This is a genomic window from Luteibacter anthropi, assembly GCF_011759365.1.
Classification (GTDB): Bacteria; Pseudomonadota; Gammaproteobacteria; order Xanthomonadales; family Rhodanobacteraceae; genus Luteibacter; species Luteibacter anthropi.
In genome coordinates, this window is record NZ_JAARLZ010000016.1 from 19,277 (window position 1) to 38,965 (window position 19,689).

At 65.8% G+C, this 19,689-nt stretch carries 13 protein-coding genes and 1 tRNA gene; 1 reads left to right on the forward strand and 13 read right to left on the reverse strand.

Annotated elements, in window-relative coordinates; translation table 11 throughout:
• Window positions 1-144 precede the first annotated feature (144 nt).
• The 10 genes from HBF25_RS20990 to thrS form a co-directional block, all read right to left on the reverse strand.
• Window positions 145-993 (reverse strand): tetratricopeptide repeat protein, encoded by an 849-nt coding sequence (locus HBF25_RS20990; protein WP_166952491.1) that lies wholly within the window; start codon window positions 991-993, stop codon window positions 145-147.
• A gap of 558 nt (window positions 994-1,551) precedes the next feature.
• Window positions 1,552-1,628: transfer RNA gene (locus HBF25_RS20995), tRNA-Pro, on the reverse strand.
• A 46-nt stretch (window positions 1,629-1,674) separates the two neighbouring features.
• Window positions 1,675-2,031, reverse strand: coding sequence for a MerR family transcriptional regulator (locus tag HBF25_RS21000; RefSeq protein ID WP_166952494.1), 357 nt, complete (start codon window positions 2,029-2,031; stop codon window positions 1,675-1,677).
• Window positions 2,012-2,311 carry an integration host factor subunit alpha gene (gene ihfA, locus HBF25_RS21005; RefSeq protein ID WP_144909793.1) on the reverse strand — a complete coding sequence of 100 codons (300 nt, stop codon included), beginning with the start codon at window positions 2,309-2,311 and terminating at the stop codon, window positions 2,012-2,014. Before ihfA ends, HBF25_RS21000 begins: the two co-directional genes overlap by 20 nt.
• Window position 2,312: 1 nt before the next feature.
• Window positions 2,313-4,694, reverse strand: a complete 2,382-nt coding sequence (gene pheT / locus HBF25_RS21010) for a phenylalanine--tRNA ligase subunit beta (protein WP_166952497.1) — start codon at window positions 4,692-4,694, stop codon at window positions 2,313-2,315.
• Between the two features lie 31 nt (window positions 4,695-4,725).
• On the reverse strand, window positions 4,726-5,718 hold the full coding sequence (pheS, locus tag HBF25_RS21015; RefSeq protein WP_166952500.1) for a phenylalanine--tRNA ligase subunit alpha: 993 nt from the start codon (window positions 5,716-5,718) through the stop codon (window positions 4,726-4,728).
• Between the two features lie 111 nt (window positions 5,719-5,829).
• The gene (gene rplT / locus HBF25_RS21020) at window positions 5,830-6,189 is read right to left on the reverse strand and encodes a 50S ribosomal protein L20 (RefSeq protein ID WP_072322974.1); all 360 of its coding nucleotides are present in this window, start codon (window positions 6,187-6,189) and stop codon (window positions 5,830-5,832) included.
• Between the two features lie 15 nt (window positions 6,190-6,204).
• A complete protein-coding gene (gene rpmI / locus HBF25_RS21025; protein WP_036114929.1) occupies window positions 6,205-6,402 on the reverse strand; it encodes a 50S ribosomal protein L35 in 198 nt (65 codons plus the stop codon).
• A 418-nt stretch (window positions 6,403-6,820) separates the two neighbouring features.
• A complete protein-coding gene (gene infC / locus HBF25_RS21030; RefSeq protein WP_341778331.1) occupies window positions 6,821-7,348 on the reverse strand; it encodes a translation initiation factor IF-3 in 528 nt (175 codons plus the stop codon).
• A 45-nt stretch (window positions 7,349-7,393) separates the two neighbouring features.
• The gene (gene thrS, locus HBF25_RS21035; RefSeq protein WP_166952504.1) at window positions 7,394-9,295 is read right to left on the reverse strand and encodes a threonine--tRNA ligase; all 1,902 of its coding nucleotides are present in this window, start codon (window positions 9,293-9,295) and stop codon (window positions 7,394-7,396) included.
• A 237-nt stretch (window positions 9,296-9,532) separates the two neighbouring features.
• Between thrS and HBF25_RS21040 the strand changes: the two genes are divergently transcribed.
• Window positions 9,533-10,537, forward strand: coding sequence for an NAD-dependent epimerase (locus tag HBF25_RS21040; RefSeq protein WP_166952507.1), 1,005 nt, complete (start codon window positions 9,533-9,535; stop codon window positions 10,535-10,537).
• 200 nt (window positions 10,538-10,737) lie between these two features.
• Here HBF25_RS21040 and recD read toward each other — a convergent pair whose 3' ends face one another.
• Genes recD through recC form a run of 3 tightly spaced genes read right to left on the reverse strand, consistent with a single transcriptional unit; the run spans window position 10,738 to window position 19,678 of the window.
• Window positions 10,738-12,615, reverse strand: coding sequence for an exodeoxyribonuclease V subunit alpha (recD, locus tag HBF25_RS21045; RefSeq protein ID WP_166952510.1), 1,878 nt, complete (start codon window positions 12,613-12,615; stop codon window positions 10,738-10,740).
• Entirely contained in the window at window positions 12,612-16,256 is a 3,645-nt protein-coding gene (gene recB / locus HBF25_RS21050; protein WP_166952513.1) for an exodeoxyribonuclease V subunit beta, read from the reverse strand. Before recB ends, recD begins: the two co-directional genes overlap by 4 nt.
• Window positions 16,253-19,678 (reverse strand): exodeoxyribonuclease V subunit gamma, encoded by a 3,426-nt coding sequence (gene recC, locus HBF25_RS21055; RefSeq protein WP_243853355.1) that lies wholly within the window; start codon window positions 19,676-19,678, stop codon window positions 16,253-16,255. The genes recB and recC overlap by 4 nt, the downstream gene beginning before the upstream one ends.
• Window positions 19,679-19,689: the final 11 nt, after the last annotated feature.

Sequence of the window (19,689 nt, forward strand, 5' to 3'; positions counted from 1 at the left end):
CCCCGGAAGCGGCGTTGTAGCCGTGTCTGTATCGCAGGGATATCGGCAGGCTGGCAAGGCCCTTGAGCCCTGTCCGTGGCGGGGTGAACCCAAGGGCGTGGCAGGTGTTTCATCCATGAAACACGATCGATTACCGGGAAAGACTTACCACTGGTTGTCGTCGAACGAATCGCTGCCGCCGGACGAGCTGTCGTCCCAGGAATTGTCGTTGTTGCCGAAGTCCACCGGATCGTTGCGGAGATCGTCGTAAGCCTGCCCTGAAGGGTCCGGCGTCACGTTGCCGGAAGAACCTACCTCCCGGATGACTTCCCCGTCCCGATGCGAACGGAGAGCCTCGTCGAGAAGCACGCCTGCGGCGAGGCCACCCAGGCCTGCGGCGACGGCGCCACCCACGCCGGACGACGGCGGCGGGGCATAAGGCGGGGCGTAACCGTTATAGCCGTTGGGGTTGTAGCCACCGCCCGGAGGTACGCCATTGAACGGCGAGGCTTGGTTGCCATTGCCAAAGGGGCTGGCGGCCGGACGCTGGCGACGCGACCACAGCACGGCGATGAGCACGATCACGCCGACGATCACCAGCAGGCCGGTCAGCAGTGACACGCCACCGTGCTCCCGGGCCGGACGGGCGCCTTCGGACATGACCTGGGCGCTGCCTAATCGCGAGCCTGAAGACGGCGCCAGCGCCGTGTTCAGCTCTTTCTGGAATTGCTGGAATTTCGCCGGGTCCGTGAAATGGGTAGCCGGATCGAGCGTGGCCGCCTGCGTGGCCTCGGCGCGCGCTTCACCGATGTTGCCCTCGTGGGCCAGCACCTGGGCCAGCACGTAGTGCGCCTTGGCACTCTGCGGGTGATCCTTGATCGCCTCGCGCAGCAGGGCCTCGGCCCCCGGATAATCGCCCCGGACGATGAGCGCCTGAACGTCGTGCGGTGAATCGGCGGCACTCGCCAGCCCCGTCAGGGCCAGCAGGACAAAGGCAAGAATCAGCTTCTTCATGGCACGCTTCGGCGGGGTGATTCCCGTTTGAGTGGCGCCGACCACGAAAGTTCTCAAGGCCCAGCACGACCGGCTCATGTAGGAGCGCGCCTGCGCGCGACCGGAAAGGCGAAGCGCCCCCATCCCGCCATGCCGTGGAAAACCCAAGCCGTATGTATTGCGATGTCGCGAAAACCGGTCGCGCGCAAGGCGCGCTCCTACAGGGGTATTCGGCTGATCCGAACGCAACCCAGCCCTTGTAGGAGCGCGCCCGCGCGCGACCGTTCAAAGCCGTGAGCCTCCCGCTAACGAATCTGTCGCGCGCAAGGCGCGCTCCTACAGGGGCATTCGGCTGATCCGAACGCAACCCAGCCCTTGTAGGAGCGCGCCTGCGCGCGACCGTTCAAAGCCGTGAGCCTCCCGCTAACGAATCTGTCGCGCGCAAGGCGCGCTCCTACAGAGGTATTCGGCTGATCTGGACGCAGCGCTCCCTTGTAGGAGCGAGCCTGCGCGGGACCGGGACGGGCGATACCTCAAAAGCAAAAGGCGCCCCAACGGGACGCCTTTTGCTTTGAATAATGGTCGGGGTGGCGAGATTCGAACTCGCGACCACTACACCCCCAGCGTAGTGCGCTACCAGGCTGCGCTACACCCCGACGAGCTAACGATTGTAGCAGCTTCGACGCCGCCTGCGGAAGCAGGTCAGCGACGAAGCAGAGTGAGAACTTCTTCCAGCTCCAGACGCACCTGACGCACGATCTGGTGCGACATGGTGGCCTCCACGCGGGCCTGGGGGCCCTCGAGGCGGGCGCGGGCGCCCGTGATGGTGAAGCCCTCGTCATACAGCAACGAGCGGATCTGGCGGATCATGAGCACGTCATGGCGCTGGTAATAGCGGCGGTTGCCGCGGCGCTTGACGGGCTTCAACGCGGGAAACTCCTGCTCCCAGTAACGAAGCACGTGCGGCTTGACGCCGCAAAGCTCGCTCACCTCACCAATGGTGAAGTAGCGCTTCGCCGGTATGGCCGGAAGCTCGGTGTTATTCCCTGGATCCAGCATAGCCCTCGACTCTTACCTTGAGTTTCTGGCCGGGACGGAAGGTGACCACCCGCCGGGCCGAAATGGGTATTTCCTCGCCGGTCTTCGGATTGCGACCGGGCCGCTGATTCTTCTGGCGCAGGTCGAAGTTGCCGAAGCCCGACAGCTTTACCTGCTCGCCCTTCTCGAGCGCCTCACGCACGACCTCGAAATACGCGTCCACGAATTCCTTGGCCTCGCGCTTGTTGAGGCCCACGTCGAGGAAAAGCCGCTCGGCCATTTCCGCCTTGGTCAGCGCCATCTCATCCTCGCATTCTTGCCTTGCATGTCTTCTCCAATACCCCCACCGCTTCTGCCACGCGAGCGTCGGCATCGTCGTCGGTAAGGGTGCGTGAAGCGTCCTGTAAAATCAAGCCCATAGCGAGACTCTTTCGCCCCTCGTCGATCCCCTTGCCCGCATAGCGGTCGAACAGGCGGATCTCCTTGAGGACGTCGCCGAGCACGCCACGGACGGCGCCCTCGACGCTGGCCCAGGTCACCTCTTCCGGCAGTTCCATGGCGATATCGCGGCGAACGGCCGGGAAACGGGTCACCCGCGACGCCCGCGGCAGGCGACGGGCCAGGATCGGCTCCAGTGCCACTTCCAGCACGTGGACGTCGGTGCCCAGGTCGAGTGCCTTCGCCAGCGCGGGATGCAACGCGCCGATGAAGCCGGCCGGGTGGCCATCACGCAACACGCGGGCACCACGGCCCGGATGCAGCCACGACGGCAGATCATTCGTATCGGTCGACCAGCGCTCCGGCTCACCGGTGCGTGCGATCAGTGCATCCAGGTCGCCCTTGAGGTCGAAGAAGTCCACGGTGCGCGTGGCTTCGCCCCACTGCTCTGCCCGGGCCGCACCCGAAGCGACCACGGCTACGCGGCCGATCTCGTCCGGCGCGCCGCCTGTGGCATGGAAACTGCGCGCCACTTCAAACAGGCGCACGCGCTCCTGCTGGCGGGCACGGTTGTAGCGCAGGGCCTCGATCAGGCCCGGCAGCAGCGAGGTGCGCATCACGGCCAGATCGGCCGACAGCGGATTGGCCAGCGGTACCCAGGCATGGTCCACGCCCCAGGTCTTCAGCAGTTCGGCGCTGACGAAGGAGAGAGTGACCGCCTCGTAATAGCCGCGGGCGGCGAGCTGATCGCGCAGCTGCATCTCGGAAAGACGGGTCTCGGCCTCCGGCATGAGGGCGATCTTGCCTGCCGGGGTGGTCGTGGGAATCCGCTCATAGCCATGGATGCGGGCGACCTCTTCGATGAGGTCTTCCTCGCGCTCGATGTCGAAACGGCTGCTGGGCGGGGTGACCTGCCAGCCATCGGCCACCTCCACCACACCCATGCCGAGCGCGGTGAAGATGCGGGTGACTTCGGCGGCGGCCACATCGATGCCCAGCACGCGACGCAGGCGCGCGTGACGCAGCAGCACCGGCGCGTGGTCGCGCAGGTCTTCCGGACGCTCGGCTGAGCTGATCGGACCGGCCTTGCCGCCGGCAATCGCCAGCAGCAGTTCGGTGGCTCGCTCCAGCGCACGCCTCGGCAGCGCGGGATCGACGCCACGCTCGAAACGATGCGAGGCATCGGTGTGCAGGCCGAGCTTGCGGGCGCGGCCCATGATGGCGGACGGCGCGAAGTGCGCGGCCTCCAGGAAGATGTTGCGGGTGTCGTCGGTGACGCGCGAATCGAAACCGCCCATCACGCCGGCCACGGCCAGCGCCTTCGCATCGTCGGCAATGACCACGAAGGACGGATCGAGCTTCGCCTCGCTGCCGTCGAGCAGCTTCAGGGTTTCACCCTCGGCCGCATGACGGGCAACGACGGTGCCGGAGAGCGTGTCGTTGTCGAAGGCGTGCAGCGGGTGGCCCAGTTCAAACATTACGTACTGGGTGACGTCGACGATGGCACTGATCGGGCGGATGCCCGAGCGACGCAGGCGCTCGGCCAGCCACAGCGGCGACTTCGTGCTGGCGTCGATGCCCTCGATGACGCGACCGAGATAGCGCGGCGCGTCGGCGCCAGCGTCCAGCTTCACCGCACGGGTGGCGGCGGAGGTCACGGGCGCGTCGCCCACGCCGATCGACTTCACATGGCTGCCGAACAGCGCGGCCACGTCGTGGGCCAGGCCGTTGAGGCCGAGCACGTCGGGGCGGTTCGGCGTGATCTTCAGCTCGATGCTGGCATCGGGCAGGCCGAGGTAGGCGGCCAGTGGCGTGCCGACCGGTGCATCGGCCGGCAGTTCGAGCAGGCCGGAGGCATCGGCGTCGATGTCCAGCTCCTTGGCCGAGCACAGCATGCCGAACGATTCGACGCCGCGCAGCTTGGCGGCCTTGATCTGAATGCCACCCGGCAGGCTGGCACCCACGGTGGCGAGCGGCACGCGGATGCCTACGCGCGCATTGGGCGCACCGCAGACGATCTGCAAGGGTTCGCCCTGCCCTGCATCGACCTTGCAGACCTGAAGACGGTCGGCTTCGGGATGCTTGGTGGCCTCGATGATCTCGGCGACGACCACGCCGTCGAGACCTTCGCCCAGCGTGGTGACCTCTTCGACTTCGAGGCCGGCCATGGTCAGCGCGTGCACCAGCGCGGCGCGGTCCGCGTCGACGGTCACCAGTTCACGCAACCAGTTTTCGGAGAATTTCATGGGAGCGACTCGTTCAAACGGGGGTGGCGGATCAGGCGAACTGGCGCAGGAAGCGCAGGTCGTTCTCGAAGAACGCGCGCAGGTCGCCCACGCCATAACGCAGCATGGCGAAGCGCTCCACGCCCAGCCCGAAGGCGAAGCCGGTGTAGCGCTCCGGATCGATGCCGCAGTTCTTCAGCACGGTGGGATGCACCATGCCGCAGCCGAGCACTTCGAGCCAGCGCGTGGAACCGTCTTCGGCATCCCAGCGGATGTCCACTTCGGCCGAGGGCTCGGTGAAGGGGAAGTAGCTCGGACGGAAGCGCATTTCGAAATCGCGCTCGAAGAACGCGCGGATGAACTCAGCCAGCGTGCCCTTCAGGTCGGCGAAGCTGGAGGTCTCGTCCACCAGCAGGCCTTCGATCTGGTGGAACATCGGCGAGTGGGTCTGGTCCGAATCGCTGCGATAGACCTTGCCGGGCGCGATGATGCGGATCGGCGGCTGGCGCCCCTGCATCGAACGGATCTGCACCGGCGAGGTATGCGTGCGCAGCAGGCGGCCGTCACCGAAGTAGAAGGTGTCGTGCATCGCGCGCGCCGGATGGTGCGGCGGGAAGTTGAGCGCTTCGAAATTGTGCCAGTCGTCCTCGATCTCGGGACCGTCGGCGCGCTGGTAACCCAGGCGACCGAAGATGTCGGCGATGCGTTCGAGGGCGCGGGTGATCGGGTGGATGCCACCGAAATCGCCGGCGCGACCCGGCAGGGTGACATCGATGCGTTCGGAGGCGAGGCGACGATCCAGCTCGGCCTGCTCCAGTGCCTGCTTGCGCACGGCGATGGCGTCGGTGAGGCGCTCCTTGGCCCGGTTCACTTCCGCGCCGCGCGCCTTGCGCTCGTCGCCGGATAGCTGGCCCAGGGCCTTCAGGGCGGCGGTGACCGCGCCGTTCTTGCCCAGGAGGGCGACACGCAACGTGTCCAGCGCCTCAAGCGAGGCCGCCGATTCGATGTCGCGGAGGGAGGCGTCGATATGCTCGATCGATTCCATCGGTTTTCCCTGATTTTTCGGGCACACAAAAAAGTGTGGGGAGAAGGCAAGGCCTTCTCCCCACGTCATCCATCATCGCGCGATAAAAGTTACCGCACGTGGTAAAGCGGATTACGCAGCCAGACTGGCCTTGGCCTTCTCTGCGATCGCGCCAAACGCCTTGATGTCGTGCACGGCGAGGTCCGCGAGAACCTTGCGGTCGACCGAGATGTTGGCCTTGGCCAGACCGTTGATGAGACGGCTGTACGACAGGCCGAACTGGCGAGCGGCAGCATTGATACGGACGATCCACAGCGCGCGGAACTGGCGCTTGCGCTGCTTGCGGCCGATGTAGGCGTACTGACCGGCCTTGATGACGGCCTGGTTAGCTACGCGGAAAACCTTGCGACGGGCGTTGTAGTAGCCCTTGGCACGGCCGATGATTTTCTTGTGACGACGACGAGCGGTAACACCACGCTTAACACGAGCCATTTTTCTTAGCCTCCCTTAGAGATACGGCAACATGCGAGCTACACCCTTGGTGTCGCACGCCTTGACGTGGTTGGGAGCGCGCAGGCCGCGCTTACGCTTGGTGGACTTCTTGGTCAGGATGTGCGACTTGAACGCATGGCCTGCCTTGAACTTGCCCGACGCGGTCTTGCGAAAACGCTTCGCGGCCGCCCGGTTGGTCTTGATCTTGGGCATGGGAATGCTCCGTATTTCGGTTGCTGACTGATCCGGCGGCGGGCCCTGGGGCCTGCGCTTTCCATCCTGCCGGGTACGGTGATCGGCCCATCCATTCGGACCGAGCCGGCGAGGATACACGAAATTCGTGGGTTTATCACGCCTTGTGATGCGTGACATCACAACCTGTGATTTTCGTATCACGGTGCGTGATATTACCCTCATGGCTCGTTAGCCCAGGCTCGTCGTTCCTGTGAAAACAGGAACCCAGCGCCCCGGTTTGCCAGCATGGCCAAGGCGTTGCATCGGCTTTATGTAGGGGGAGCCCTCGCGACAACCCATTGCATCGCACTGGGTTCCTGCGTGCGCAGGAACGACGGGTAGTCGCGCTGTCTCAGCCAGATATGAGAACGGCGCCCTGAGGCGCCGTTCCGAGTGATCAGATCTTCTTTTTCGGACCGATCATCATGACCATCTGGCGGCCTTCGAGGCGGGGGAAGGACTCCACCACACCGTCTTCGCCGATGTCGGTCTGAACCCGGCGAGCCAGGTTCTGGCCGAGGTCCTGATGGGACATTTCACGGCCGCGGAAGCGGATGGTGACCTTGACCTTGTCGCCTTCCTCAAGGAACTCGCGCATCTTGCGAAGCTTGATCTGGTAGTCGCCCTCGTCCGTGACCGGACGGAACTTCACTTCCTTGATTTCGACCTGCTTCTGCTTCTTCTTGGCGGCCTGGGCTTTCTTCTGGGCTTCGAACTTGAACTTGCCGAAATCCATGATCTTGCAGACCGGCGGATCGCCGTTCGGCTGGATTTCGACGAGGTCGAGACCGTCCTCTTCGGCGCGGCGGATAGCGTCACGGGTGTCCATGATGCCCAGCTGCTCACCCTCGGGACCAAGCACGCGCACTTTCGGCACGCGGATCTCGTTGTTCTTGCGATTGCCCTTGTTTTCGGTCGTAGCGATACCGCTATCCTCCAGAAGATTGAACCCTAACGGCGAGCCCGCAGCCTAGCGGCGGGTCTCAGCCTCCAGTTTCTTGGCGAAGTCGGCCAGCGGCATGCTGCCGAGGTCTTCGCCACCGCGCGTACGTACTGACACGGTACCCGTTTCCTTCTCGCGATCACCGACCACGATGAGGTAAGGCACCTTCTGCAGCGTGTGCTCGCGGATTTTATATCCGACTTTTTCGTTGCGCAAATCGGCCGCCACCCTGAAGCCTTGTCCCACAAGGGCTTGCGTGACTTCACGCACATAATCGGCCTGGGCGTCGGTGATGCTGAACACCGCTGCCTGAATGGGGGCAAGCCAGGGCGGAAGCAAGCCTGCGTGGTGCTCGATCAGGATACCGATGAAACGCTCCATGGAGCCCACGATGGCCCGGTGGAGCATGACAGGGTGCTGACGCTGGCTGTTTTCGTCCACGTACTCGGCGCCGAGGCGCTCGGGCATCATGAAGTCGACCTGCATCGTGCCGACCTGCCAGGTACGGCCGATCGAGTCCTTCATATGGTATTCGATCTTGGGACCGTAGAACGCGCCCTCGCCCGGGAGTTCTTCCCATTCCACGTCAGCCACGGACAGCGCCTTGCGCAGGGCATCCTCCGCCCTGTCCCAGACTTCCTCGGCACCGATGCGCTTTTCCGGGCGCAACGCGATCTTCATCGCGATGTCCTCGAAGCCGAAATCCTGGTACACGGCCATCGCCTGGCGATGGAAGGCCGCCACCTCGTCCTCGATCTGTGCCGGGGTGCAGAAGATGTGGCCGTCGTCCTGCGTGAAGGCACGCACGCGCATGATGCCGTGCAGCGCGCCCGAGGGCTCGTTGCGGTGGCAGCCGCCGAACTCGCCGTAGCGGATCGGCAGGTCGCGGTAGCTGTGCAGGTTGGCGTTGAAGATCTGGATGTGACCCGGGCAGTTCATCGGCTTCAGCGCATAGGTGCGCTTCTCCGACTCCGTGAAGAACATGTTCTCCTGGTAGTTGTCCCAGTGGCCGGACTTCTTCCACAGGCTCACGTCCATGATCTGCGGCCCGCGCACTTCCTGGTAGCCGCTGTTGCGATAGACGCCGCGCACGTACTGCTCGACCACCTGCCAGATGGCCCAGCCCTTCGGATGCCAGAACACCATGCCCGGGGCTTCTTCCTGCAGGTGGAACAGGTCGAGCTGCTTGGCGATGCGGCGATGGTCGCGCTTCTCGGCTTCTTCCAGCTGGTGCAGGTAGGCTTTGAGATCCTTGTCGTTGAGCCAGGCCGTGCCGTAGATGCGGCTGAGCATCGCGTTGTTGGAGTCGCCGCGCCAGTAGGCGCCGGCCACCTTCATCAGCTTGAACGCGCGCAGCTTGCCCGTGTTGGGCACGTGCGGGCCGCGGCACAGGTCGGTGAACTCGCCCTGCGTATAGAGCGACAGCTCTTCGCCGGCAGGGATGCTCTCGATGATCTGCGCCTTGTATTCCTCGCCCATGCCACGGAAGAAAGTCACGGCCTCGTCGCGGTCCTTCACCGAGCGCGTGACGGGGATGTTCTCCTTGACGATCTTTTCCATCTCGGCCTGGATGGCGTCGAGATCTTCCGGCGTGAAGGGACGCTCGTAGGCAAAGTCGTAATAGAACCCGTTGTCGATCACCGGGCCGATCGTGACCTGCGCGCCGGGGAACAGGCGCTGCACGGCCTGGCCCAGCAGGTGGGCCGTGGAGTGGCGGAGGATCTCGAGGGCGTCGGGGCTCTTCTCGGTGACGATTTCGAGCGCGGCGTCGCGGTCGATCGTGTAGCTGGCATCCACCAGCTTGCCGTCGACCTTACCGGCCAGGGTGGCCTTGGCAAGACCGGCGCCGATGGAGGCGGCCACCTCCTGCACGGACACGGGGTGGTCGAAGGGACGCTGGCTGCCGTCGGGGAGCGTGATCTGGATCATGGGAAGCGTTTTCCGGACAAACAAAAAGGGCGCCAGGCGCCCTTCGGATGAAGACGAAGACGTGGCGTGGGAATCAGGTTGGAAAGCGGGTAGTGCTCATGTCGCACACTCGGCCGGCGTTGCCGCGGGCCACCTCTCGTCTCGTAGATACCTGTAAAAAGCTAGTGCAGGGCTGCCTCCATGTCAATCCGGGCGCTCCGTTACAATGGTGATCCGCTCCACAGGCAGGTCATCCCCATGCGCATCCTGGTCACCGGCAGTGCCGGCTTCGTCGGCTCCGCCCTCACCGAGCGCCTGCTCGCGCGTGGCGACACCGTGCTCGGTTTCGACAACCACAACGACTACTACGACCCGGCCCTGAAGGAAGCGCGCCTGGCCCGGTTCGCGAACCACCCGAACTACACGCACCTGCGCGCCGACCTCGCCGAGCAGGCGGCGGTGGACAAGGCCTTTGCGGATTTCCAGCCCGAGCGCGTGGTGAACCTCGCCGCCCAGGCCGGTGTGCGCTATTCGCTCACCCATCCGCATACCTATGTGCAGAGCAACCTGGTGGGCTTCGTGAACGTGCTGGAGGCCTGCCGCCGGCATGAGGTGGGGCATCTGGTCTATGCCTCGTCCAGCTCGGTGTATGGAGCCAATCGCAAGATGCCTTTTGCGGTGGAGGATGCCGTCGACCATCCCGTGAGCCTGTATGCGGCCACGAAGAAATCCAACGAGCTGATGGCGCATACCTATAGCCACCTGTTCGGCCTGCCGACCACGGGGCTGCGCTTTTTCACCGTGTATGGCCCCTGGGGTCGCCCGGACATGTCGCCGATCCTGTTCGCCAACCGCATCGTGCGAGGCGAACCGATCGACGTGTTCAACCACGGCAACCACAGCCGTGATTTCACCTATATCGACGACATCGTCGAGGGCGTGATCCGCACGCTGGATCATCCGGCGCAGCCCGATCTGTCCTATGACCCGGTGGCGCCGAACCCGGGCAGTTCTGCCGCGCCTTATCGCGTCTACAACATCGGCAATGACGAGCCGGTGCAGTTGATGGACTTCATCGGCCTGCTGGAAAAGCACCTGGGCCGCACGGTGGAAAAGCGCCTGCTGCCGATGCAGCCGGGCGACGTGCCGGATACCTGGGCCGATGTGTCAGCCCTGCGCCGCGACGTGGGCTACGCCCCGTCGACGTCGATCGACGAAGGCCTGCGCAAGTTCGCCGCCTGGTACAAAAGCTTCTACCTGTAGGAGCGCGCCTGCGCGCGACCGGCACAGCGAAACCATTCGTTGAAACCGTCACAACCGTTGAGCAACGACCCGTAAGCTGATCACAGCCTCACCGTTTCATTGGGTTTGTCGCGCGCAAGGCGCGCTCCTACAAGAAGCGGTGTGCCTTGACGCGATCACGACCGCACCGCTTCGTCGGGTTGTCGCGCGCAGGCGCGCTCCTACAAAAGGCGGGGGAGCAGGCCGGAGGCGCGTCGGGTCTGGCGGGCGATGGCGTAGGCCATGATGTCCGGCGTGGCCAGCAGGGTGAAATGGGTTTTCGCTCGCGTCACGCCGGTGTAAAGCAATTCGCGCGTGAGCACGGCCGAAGGCTCCGTCGGCAAGGCCAGCGCCGTGTGCTCGAACTCCGAACCTTGCGACTTGTGCACCGTCATCGCGTACACCGTCTCCACTGCCGCGAGGCGACTGGGCACGACGAAGCGCACGCGTTCCTTGCCGTGCTCGTCCAGCACGGCGAACACCACCCGCAAGGCCATGCCGCCCTGCCCGTCCGGAATCCACAGGGTGATGCCCACATCACCGTTCATGAGGCCGATGGCGTAGTCGTTGCGGGTCACCATCACCGGGCGGCCTTCGTACCAGTCGCGCTCGATGTCGATCAACCCGCGCGCCGCCAGCCCCTGGGCAATGCGTTCATTCTGCGCCGGCACACCGGTGTCGCCATGCCGCGAGGCGCACAGCAGCTGGAAGCGCGCATAGGCCTGCAGGGCTCCGCCGCCCCAGGCTTCGAAGGCATCGAACGGTGCATCGGGCTGCGGTCTTTCCCGTTCGATCCAGTCGAGATACGCCCGATAGCCCGGCGTGCCTGCGCGTCCCTCGATCGCCAGCGTGGCGATGCCATCGGCCGTGGGTACCTGGAGAGCGATATCGCCGGAAGACGCCTTGAGGGTCTGCCCCGCCGCCTGCGTATCACCCTGGCGGATGGCATTCGCCAGCGCACCGATGCCACTGTGCTCACCAAACCGGCGACTACGGCGCAGCATCACCACGCGCTGGTCGAGCGCCCTCGCTTCCTCCGGATCACGCCACGCCGCCATGTCCACGTCACAGACCTCGGCCAGCCATTGCACCGTATCGGCGTCGTAACGCCCCGCTTCCGCCCGCGCGCAGAGATCGCCCAGTACCGCACCGGCTTCCACCGACGACAGCTGGTCCTTGTCGCCCAGCAGCACCAGCCGCGCATCCGGTGGCAAGGCATCGAGCGTGGCGGCCATCATTTCCAGGTCGATCATCGAGGCTTCGTCGATGACCAGCACGTCCAGGTGCAGCGGGTTGTCACGATCGTGGCGGAAGGCCCGGCTATCCGGCCGGCTGCCAAGCAGTCGGTGCAGCGTGGTGACCTCGGCGGGAATCGCCTGCTTCACCTGCGCATCGACGTTCAGGCGCTCGATCTGTCCTGCAATCGAGGCATTCAAGCGCGCTGCGGCCTTGCCCGTGGGCGCCGCAAGACGGATGCGCAGGCGCGGCTCGCCGCGCCGGATCGCCAATGTCTGTAACAGGCCGAGCAGGCGGACCACCGTGGTTGTCTTGCCCGTGCCCGGACCACCGGTGATGACGGCGAACGCACCGCGCGCCGCGATGGCGCAGGCGATCTTCTGCCAGTCCGGGGACATATCGTCCGGTGGGAACAGACGCGCCAGCTCGGAAGCAAGCCCGGCTGGCGTGCCCTCGTGCGCCAGCCGGGAACGAATGGCACCGGCCACCCCTACTTCATATCGCCAGAAGCGGCGCAGGTAGAGCAGGTCGCCATCCAGTACCAGCGGCGATGCGTTGTCTTCGTACGTGGTGGCAACCAGCGGTGACGCCCGAAGCTCATCGGCGACATCGTGCAACCATGGCACACGCTCCGCCAGTTCGTTCACATCGACACAGATATGCCCGTCGCCCAGCTCCTTGCTGGTCATGGCCGCTGCCGCGAGTACGCGGGCATCGGCACTGGCATCCAGCGTTGCGAGGAAGCGTGCGAAGGCGCGATCCAGCGGACGAAGCCGCTGTTCGATGATCTCAAGATCCAGCCAGGGCAGGATATCGACCGTCATGTCGCGCGACCTTCGAACAGGACATCCATGGCCTCGATCATCGCCAGGGGCGGCCGCTCGGCATGAATGCCATGCCCCTCGCCATCCACGCCACGCAGGTAGAGGTATACCGCGCCACCGATATGAGTGTCGTAATCGTAGGCATCGCCAAGGCGCGAGCGCAGCAGGCGATGCAGGGCCAGCAGGTATAGCGCGTACTGCAATTCGTAGCGTGCTTCCAGGATCGAATGGCGCATGGCCGCCGCGCCGTAGGCGCCAGCATCGTTGCCCAGCCAGTTCGACTTGTAATCGACCACGTACCAGCGTCCTTCGTGTTCCACGATGAGATCGATGAAGCCCTTGAGCATGCCATTGACCTTTTCGGCGGCCAGCGGCACACGGCGTGCGCCACCCAGCGTGTGCTCGCGTACGATGCGGTCCAGCGCGAGGGTATCCACGCCACGGGCTTCAAACAGGAACTCAAGCTCCGCGCGATACCGCGACGGATCATCGAAGGATGCCAGCGTCATCGCGCCTCCTGACGGAAGCGCCAGTGGCACCTGCAGCAAGCCCAGCAGCCAGTCTGTCAGCGGGTCGATCCAGGTCGTCCAGCCATGCCGTTCGCAACGGCGCGCCACGGTATCGCGCAGGCGCGGCCGGGCGTGCGCCATGGCCGCGAAGCCCTCCTCCGCCATCCATTCCAGCAGGTCGTGCAGGAAGGTGCCGGCATCCGCGCCGCGGTGAAAATCATGAATGCTGCCAGCCACGATGGGCACGACCGGGCGTTCCTCGCGGTATTCCACGATGACGTCGTCGATGGCGGTCTCGGGCGCCGCGCTCTTGTCGTCGTGACGCAAGGCGCTGTAGCTGGTAATCCACCATGGCTCCGCGCGGGCGATCTTCGGCTCGCGTGCGGGCAGGGAACGTATCTCATGCACCGGTGGCACGTAGACGGCATCATCCGGCTCGGGCACGTATTCCACGACGATCGACGCCACGTCGCCTTTCAGTTCCTGGAGCAGGTTGGCAAGCACGCCGTTGTCGATCTCCGCACCGCCACGCAGGAGGTGGCCGAACGCGGAACGATGCACCTGGGGTTTCTTCGCCGCGTTGTAGCAGACCGGCGCCACGCCCAGCCAGCAGGCATGACGCGCACGCGTCAGCGCCACGTACAGCAGGCGCAGGTCTTCCTGCAACGAAGCACGCTCGGCAGCCTCCTTGGCTTCGCGCACGGCATCGCTGCCGCTGGCGCTGGCCGAAAGCAGCTCGATCTGCGCCGACTCGCCGTCGTGGTAACGATAGCCCTGCCCGGCACGCAGACCGCCCTGCCCACAGACGAAGGGCAGGAACACCAGCGGGTATTCCAGGCCTTTCGACTTGTGGATGGTGACCACCTTCACCAGGTCATCGTCGCTTTCCAGGCGAACGATCTGCTCGTCGCCCGTGTGCCCGGCACGATCCGCAATGCGCTCGGCCAAGTGGCGGATCAGCGCCTGCTCCCCTTCGATGGTGGACGCGGCGTGCTGCAACAACTCGGCCAGATGCAGCAGGTTGGTAAGACTGCGCTCGCCGCCGGGCAACGAAAGCAGACGCCCCGGCAGGTCGAACTCGTGCAACATCCGGTGCAGCATGGCCAGCACGCCGGCCTTGCGCCAGACCTCGCGCAGGGCGAACAACTGCTGTCCGCGATGCTCCCAGTGACGCTCGTCGAGGTTCAGCTTTTCCAGTTCCGCGTAGCCCAGGTCGAGCGTACGCGTCGCCAGTGCGGCGCGCATCGCGCCATCGGAGGTGGGCTCGGCAACGGCGCGCAGCCAGAACAGCAGGTCGCTGGCCTCGATGCTGTCCAGCACCGAGTCGCGATCGGAAAGGAATACGCTGCGCACGCGGCGCGCCGACAAGGCAGCACGTATCTCGGCCGCTTCGTTGTGGCTGCGCACGAGGATGGCGATATCTGCCGGCGCCAGCGAAACATGCCGGCCATCGTCCGTCTCGAAACCGCAACGGCCGTGCGCCGCCGCATCCAGCAGGCGCACGATCTCGCTGGCGCATGCCTCCGCCATCTGCTGACGGTACATGCGCACACCGACCGGCGCCTCGTCGTCGAGCAGCCATAGTCGCAGGGCCGGCTGCGGCTCGCCATCGCGCACGAAACGCTCGTCCCTGCCCCGCGCCCTGACCGGCTCGAAGGGCAGCCCGCGATCCGCAAAGTGGAAGGCACCGGTCGCATGCGATTCGGCCCGCACGAAAAGCCGGTTCACGGCCTCCACCATGCCCACGCTGGATCGGTGATTGGTGTCGAGGCTGTAATGCGGCGCCATCGCTTCCGCGCGCGCCGTGAGATACGTGTGGATATCCGCGCCGCGAAACGCGTAGATGGCCTGTTTCGGATCGCCGATGAGTAGCAGCCCCGTGCCTTCCGCCTGCGCATACACGGCGCGGAAGATGCGGTACTGCAACGGATCGGTGTCCTGGAATTCGTCGATCAGGGCCAGCGGAAACTGCTGCCGGATGGTGGCTGCCAGATCACCGCCCGACGGCCCTGCCAGCGCAGCATCCAGACGCAACAGCAGGTCGTCGAAGCCGATCTGCGCACGGCGTCGCTTCTGCATGACGAAGCGCTGGCGCACCCACGACATCGCTTCGGCGAGGATCGCGTGACGCACCACCACCTTGCCAGCCTGCCATTCGTTCCAGTGTTCCAGCGCGCCGAAGGCGGGATGCTCTGGAGAGCTCTTGCCCTTGCCGGTGGCCTTGCCCAGGCGCGATGTCGAATAACGCGCGATGTCGAACCCCAACGCATCGCCGCTCGTCGCCCAGCGACGCATCGCCATCATGTCCGACGGCATACGCTCCGGGCGATACCAGCCGTTGTGCAGCACCTTGTCGCGCACGGCAGCCAGCAGCATGGCGTCGAGGCCATCGGCGGCGTGACGCCAGGTGGCGGCCGCGTCGTCCAGGCGCCTGCGATCTTCTTCGTCCCAGCGGCGACGCTCGGCCAGCACCTCGTGAGCGGCGACGTCTTCCCGCAGCACCTCGCCATCGACGCGCAGCACGGCTTCGCCACCGAACAGCAAGGGCTTCAGATCGCGCATCAGCGCATCCGGCGTGCGCCATTCCTCCAGTACGGGGGCCAGCTGGGCTTCGTCCAGAGGATAAAAAGCCTTGCGCCAGTAGTCGCGCACGCACTCGGCCAGGAGTTCGGTTTCGTCCGGTTCCAGCGTCTGCGCAAAGGCATGACCGCTGCCGAATGCATGCTGGGTCAGCATGCGCTGGCTCCAGCCATGGATAGTGAAGATGGCCGCCTCGTCCATCCATTGCGCAGCCAGTTCCAGACGGCGCGCACAAGAAGGCCAGCTGTCGGCGGGCAGGTCCGCCAGCAGGTCCGACAGGAAGGCTTCACTGGCTGTTCCGGCCCGGAACGCCCGGGCCGCATCCACCAGCCGCGCGCGGATACGCTCGCGCAGTTCCTGCGTGGCGGCCTCGGTGAAGGTCACCACGAGGATCTGCGGCGGCAGCAGCGGCTGCCCCGTGCCATGCCCCAGCACGGCACGCACGTAGAGGGCCGCGATGGTCCAGGTCTTGCCGGTGCCGGCGCTGGCCTCGATCAGGCGCATGCCGTCGAGCGGCATGGCCAGCGGACGCAAGGGCTGTGCGGAACTCATGCGCTGCCCTCCACCCGCAGAACCCCAAGAAAATCACGGTAAGGACCGAGCCAGTCGGGGAATCCGCCGTCCATCAGGGTGTTGAACGACGGCCACGCGCGTGTCAGGTAAGGATCGCCATCGACCTCGCCGTGCATGCGATCCTGCGCGCCTTCGTAGGCCGTGCGCGCCTTGCCCGGGGCGTTCTCTGCCGTATCGGCCGTCAGCCACGCCAGCGCCGTGCGAGCAGCCATGGGAAGCGGACGGGTCATGCCCTCGCGCCAGCTGCGTAACAAGGAGGCGAGCATGCGGCGGGCGTCGTCGGTGTCCAGCGGCGCCATCACGAGGGTGGCGTCGGGCCCGATATAGCGGCTTTCCAGGGCAAGTCCCGCGGCCTGCGCTACCAGATGGTCGGCCCAGGGCATCACCAGACGATGCAGCTTTGGCGCGCCATCGGCGTCGAGCACGCCGGATGGCGAGGGCAGCAGCCAGGCCAGGCGTCCGTCAGTGTCCATGCGCAGGTCGGCCAGCCAGTCCTCGATGGACAGGCCCTCGATATCGATGCGCACCTCGCGCTTGCCGGCGTCATGCGGCCACGCGCGACGCTCCGTGAGATAACGGCCGTGCACGGCTTGCGCCGCTTCGACGAGATCGCGACGCAAGGGCGCGGCGAAACCCCCCATGGGCAGCACGCCACTGCGTTGCAGGCGCGCAGCGGCGAGATCGATCGCAGCGTTGCCGCCTTCGTCGCGCAGGGCGGCACGCAGGAGGGTGTCGGTCATCGCGTAGCGGTCGAGGCCATCGAGGCTGAAGGGTTCCAGCTCGTCGCTGGCCACGTCAGGTGCCTCGAAGCGCACGCCGAGCCGGCCCTGGAAGAATTCACGCACGGGATGGCGCAGGAAACGCCGCAGCGTGGCCAGCGTGAGCGGACGCTCAACGACCGGGGCGGCCAGCGTCACGTCTTCCCGCTTGTCGCGCATCGCATGGACTTCGCGCCATTCGTTGGCATAGGTGAACAGGCGCGGATCGCCTGCCTGGAAATAGTCGCGACCAAACGGTTGCAGCGGGTGTTCCACGGTGAGCGCGGCAAGCGAGCCACTGCCATCACCGGCACGCCAGCCGGCCGCGAGATAGTCGCGCAACTGCCCCACAAGCACGGAAGGCGCGCGTTCGCTGTTATCGCGCACGCTGCGTCCCACCCAGCCGATATGCAGGGCGTCGCGCGCCGACAGCAGGGCTTCGAGGAAGAGATAGCGATCATCCTCGCGACGCGAACGGTCGCCGGGGCGCCATGCGCCCGCCCGCGACATGAGGTCGAAATCCATCGGAGGCCGCGCGCGCGGATAGTCGCCGTCGTTCATGCCCAGCAGGCAGACGATGCGGAACGGAATGGCACGCATCGGCATCAGCGTGCCGAAGCTCACTGCGCCAGCAAGAAAGCGCTTGGAAAGGCCGCCATCGTCCAGGCCACCCAGCCATGCCTCGCGTACGACATCGACAGGCAAGGGCTCGGCGAAGCTGGCTTCCGCGCAGGCGGTCTCCCATGCATCGAGGGCGTCGTGCAGGCGTTCGAGACTCATGCGGTCGTCGGCGTCCGCGGGATCGACGAAATCGCGCAGCAGATGCCGCAGGCGCTCGGCCCAAGCGGCAGGCGCAACGCGCTCGCTCATCGCCCGCCAGTGCTCGCCCAGGCGGTCGAGAAGATCAGCCAGGGGGCCGACGAGGTGCGCATCGAGTCCACCGACCTCTCCATAGGGCTCGATGTCGCCCCAGGCCTCTCCATCGCCCACGGCATAGCCGAGCAACATGCGGCGCAGGCCGAAGGCCCAGGTGTTCTGCGTCAATGCCGGCAGATCGAGGGAGGCACGCTGCTCGGCGTCCAGGCCCCAGCGGATGCCGGCGCCTTCGACCCAGCGATGCAGCAACGGCAGGTCGTCGTCGCTTAGCCCGAAGCGCTGGCGCACGGCGGGTATGTCGAGCAGGTCGGCCAGCTCGCCCGCGCCGAAGCGGGATTCGGTCATCGCCAGCAGCATGTCCAGCGCCACCACCAGCGGCACGCTGCCGCGCGAGGCGCGGTCGGCCACGCTGTAGGGAATGAAACGCGGATCGTCGCGCGGCACGCGGCCGAACACGGCATCGATGTGCGGGCCGTAGGTCTCGATGTCCGGCACCATCACGATGACATCGCGCGGACGGATGGGGTCGCCCGCCAGCGTCGACGCTTCGAAGCGCGCGAGCAACTGATCGTGCAGGATCTCCACCTCGCGCTGTGGCCCATGGGCCACGTGGAACGCGATGGAATGATCACCGGGCGCCAGCATGACGGGTTCGGCAGGTGGCGGTTCCAGATCGAGGATGGCCGCCTGCACCTGACCCAGCAGATGCGTGTTTGCCGGTTCGGCGAACAGGTCGATGCGCTGGTCCCAGGCGGTGAAGCGCTCGCGGTACGACTCCGGGTGATCGAACTCGTCGAGCAGGCGGATGTAGTCACGCCCCTGCTTGCCCCAGGCCGCCAGCAGCGGCTGGGCAAACAGGTGCATGTCTTCGTCGGACAGCGACAGCGGCATGCCCGGCTTCGCCGTCTGGCGGCGACGCTCCGCACGCAGCAGTTCGCGATCGTCGACGATATCCGCCCAGTAATGCCGGCATGGATTCATCACCACCAGCACCACCTGCGACCAGCGCCCCAGTGCGGACAACGCCTCCAGCGTCTGCCGTGGCAGTGACGACATGCCGAACACGACGATGCGGCGTGGCAACGCGGCAGGTCGCGTCGTCGCTCCGGCGACGGCACGCAGGAATCGCGCATGCACGGCCGCGCGATGACCATCAGCCTCCTGCGGGCCCACGTCGTCGAGCAGGCGCCGCCACAAGGCGGCCTGCCAGCGATCGGCCTCGATCATGGCGGGCGCACCGCCGCGCGCGTCGCGCAGGATGTCCTGCCCGGCCGCCCAGTCTTCGAGCCAGTCGGCGCGATAGACCTGATATTGGTCGTACAGATCAGCCAGGCGCTCGGCGAGCTGATGGCACTTACGGGCATCCTCGCCGTCGCTCAGGAAGGCGGCCAGCGGCTCGAACACCGGCTCGCGAGCCAGCGACGGCAGCAGCCGCATCAGTCGCCAGACCAACCGCGACTTGTCGAAGGGCGATTCCTTGGGCACGGCCTCGATGCCGAGCACAGCGCGATAGGCCTGCCACAGGAAACGACCGGGCAACTGGACATCCACGGCGGCCGCGATACCCAGGCCGCCTTCGTTCACGCCACGCGCCAGAGCCAGTCGGAACCACTGGGCGATGCCGTTGGACTGCACCAGCACGTGCTCGTCTTCCAGCGGCCCCAGGGGCGCACGACGCAGCCACGCCGCCAGCACGTCACGTAGTTCTTCCAGGCGATTTCCGTGCAGGACCATCAGGCCCGGCGCGATGTCGTTGCGCTCAGTCAAAAAGATGCCCC

Excerpts from the sequence above, each read along its gene's own strand:
- pheT (WP_166952497.1), bottom strand. The coding sequence starts at position 4,694 with ATGAAATTCTCCGAAAACTGGTTGCGTGAACTGGTGACCGTCGACGCG.
- HBF25_RS21000 (WP_166952494.1), bottom strand. The coding sequence starts at position 2,031 with ATGCTGGATCCAGGGAATAACACCGAGCTTCCGGCCATACCGGCGAAG.
- HBF25_RS20990 (WP_166952491.1), bottom strand. The coding sequence starts at position 993 with ATGAAGAAGCTGATTCTTGCCTTTGTCCTGCTGGCCCTGACGGGGCTG.
- ihfA (WP_144909793.1), bottom strand. The coding sequence starts at position 2,311 with ATGGCGCTGACCAAGGCGGAAATGGCCGAGCGGCTTTTCCTCGACGTG.
- thrS (WP_166952504.1), bottom strand. The coding sequence starts at position 9,295 with ATGATCCAGATCACGCTCCCCGACGGCAGCCAGCGTCCCTTCGACCAC.
- recB (WP_166952513.1), bottom strand. The coding sequence starts at position 16,256 with ATGAGTTCCGCACAGCCCTTGCGTCCGCTGGCCATGCCGCTCGACGGC.
- recD (WP_166952510.1), bottom strand. The coding sequence starts at position 12,615 with ATGACGGTCGATATCCTGCCCTGGCTGGATCTTGAGATCATCGAACAG.
- rplT (WP_072322974.1), bottom strand. The coding sequence starts at position 6,189 with ATGGCTCGTGTTAAGCGTGGTGTTACCGCTCGTCGTCGTCACAAGAAA.
- rpmI (WP_036114929.1), bottom strand. The coding sequence starts at position 6,402 with ATGCCCAAGATCAAGACCAACCGGGCGGCCGCGAAGCGTTTTCGCAAG.
- pheS (WP_166952500.1), bottom strand. The coding sequence starts at position 5,718 with ATGGAATCGATCGAGCATATCGACGCCTCCCTCCGCGACATCGAATCG.
- HBF25_RS21040 (WP_166952507.1), top strand. The coding sequence starts at position 9,533 with ATGCGCATCCTGGTCACCGGCAGTGCCGGCTTCGTCGGCTCCGCCCTC.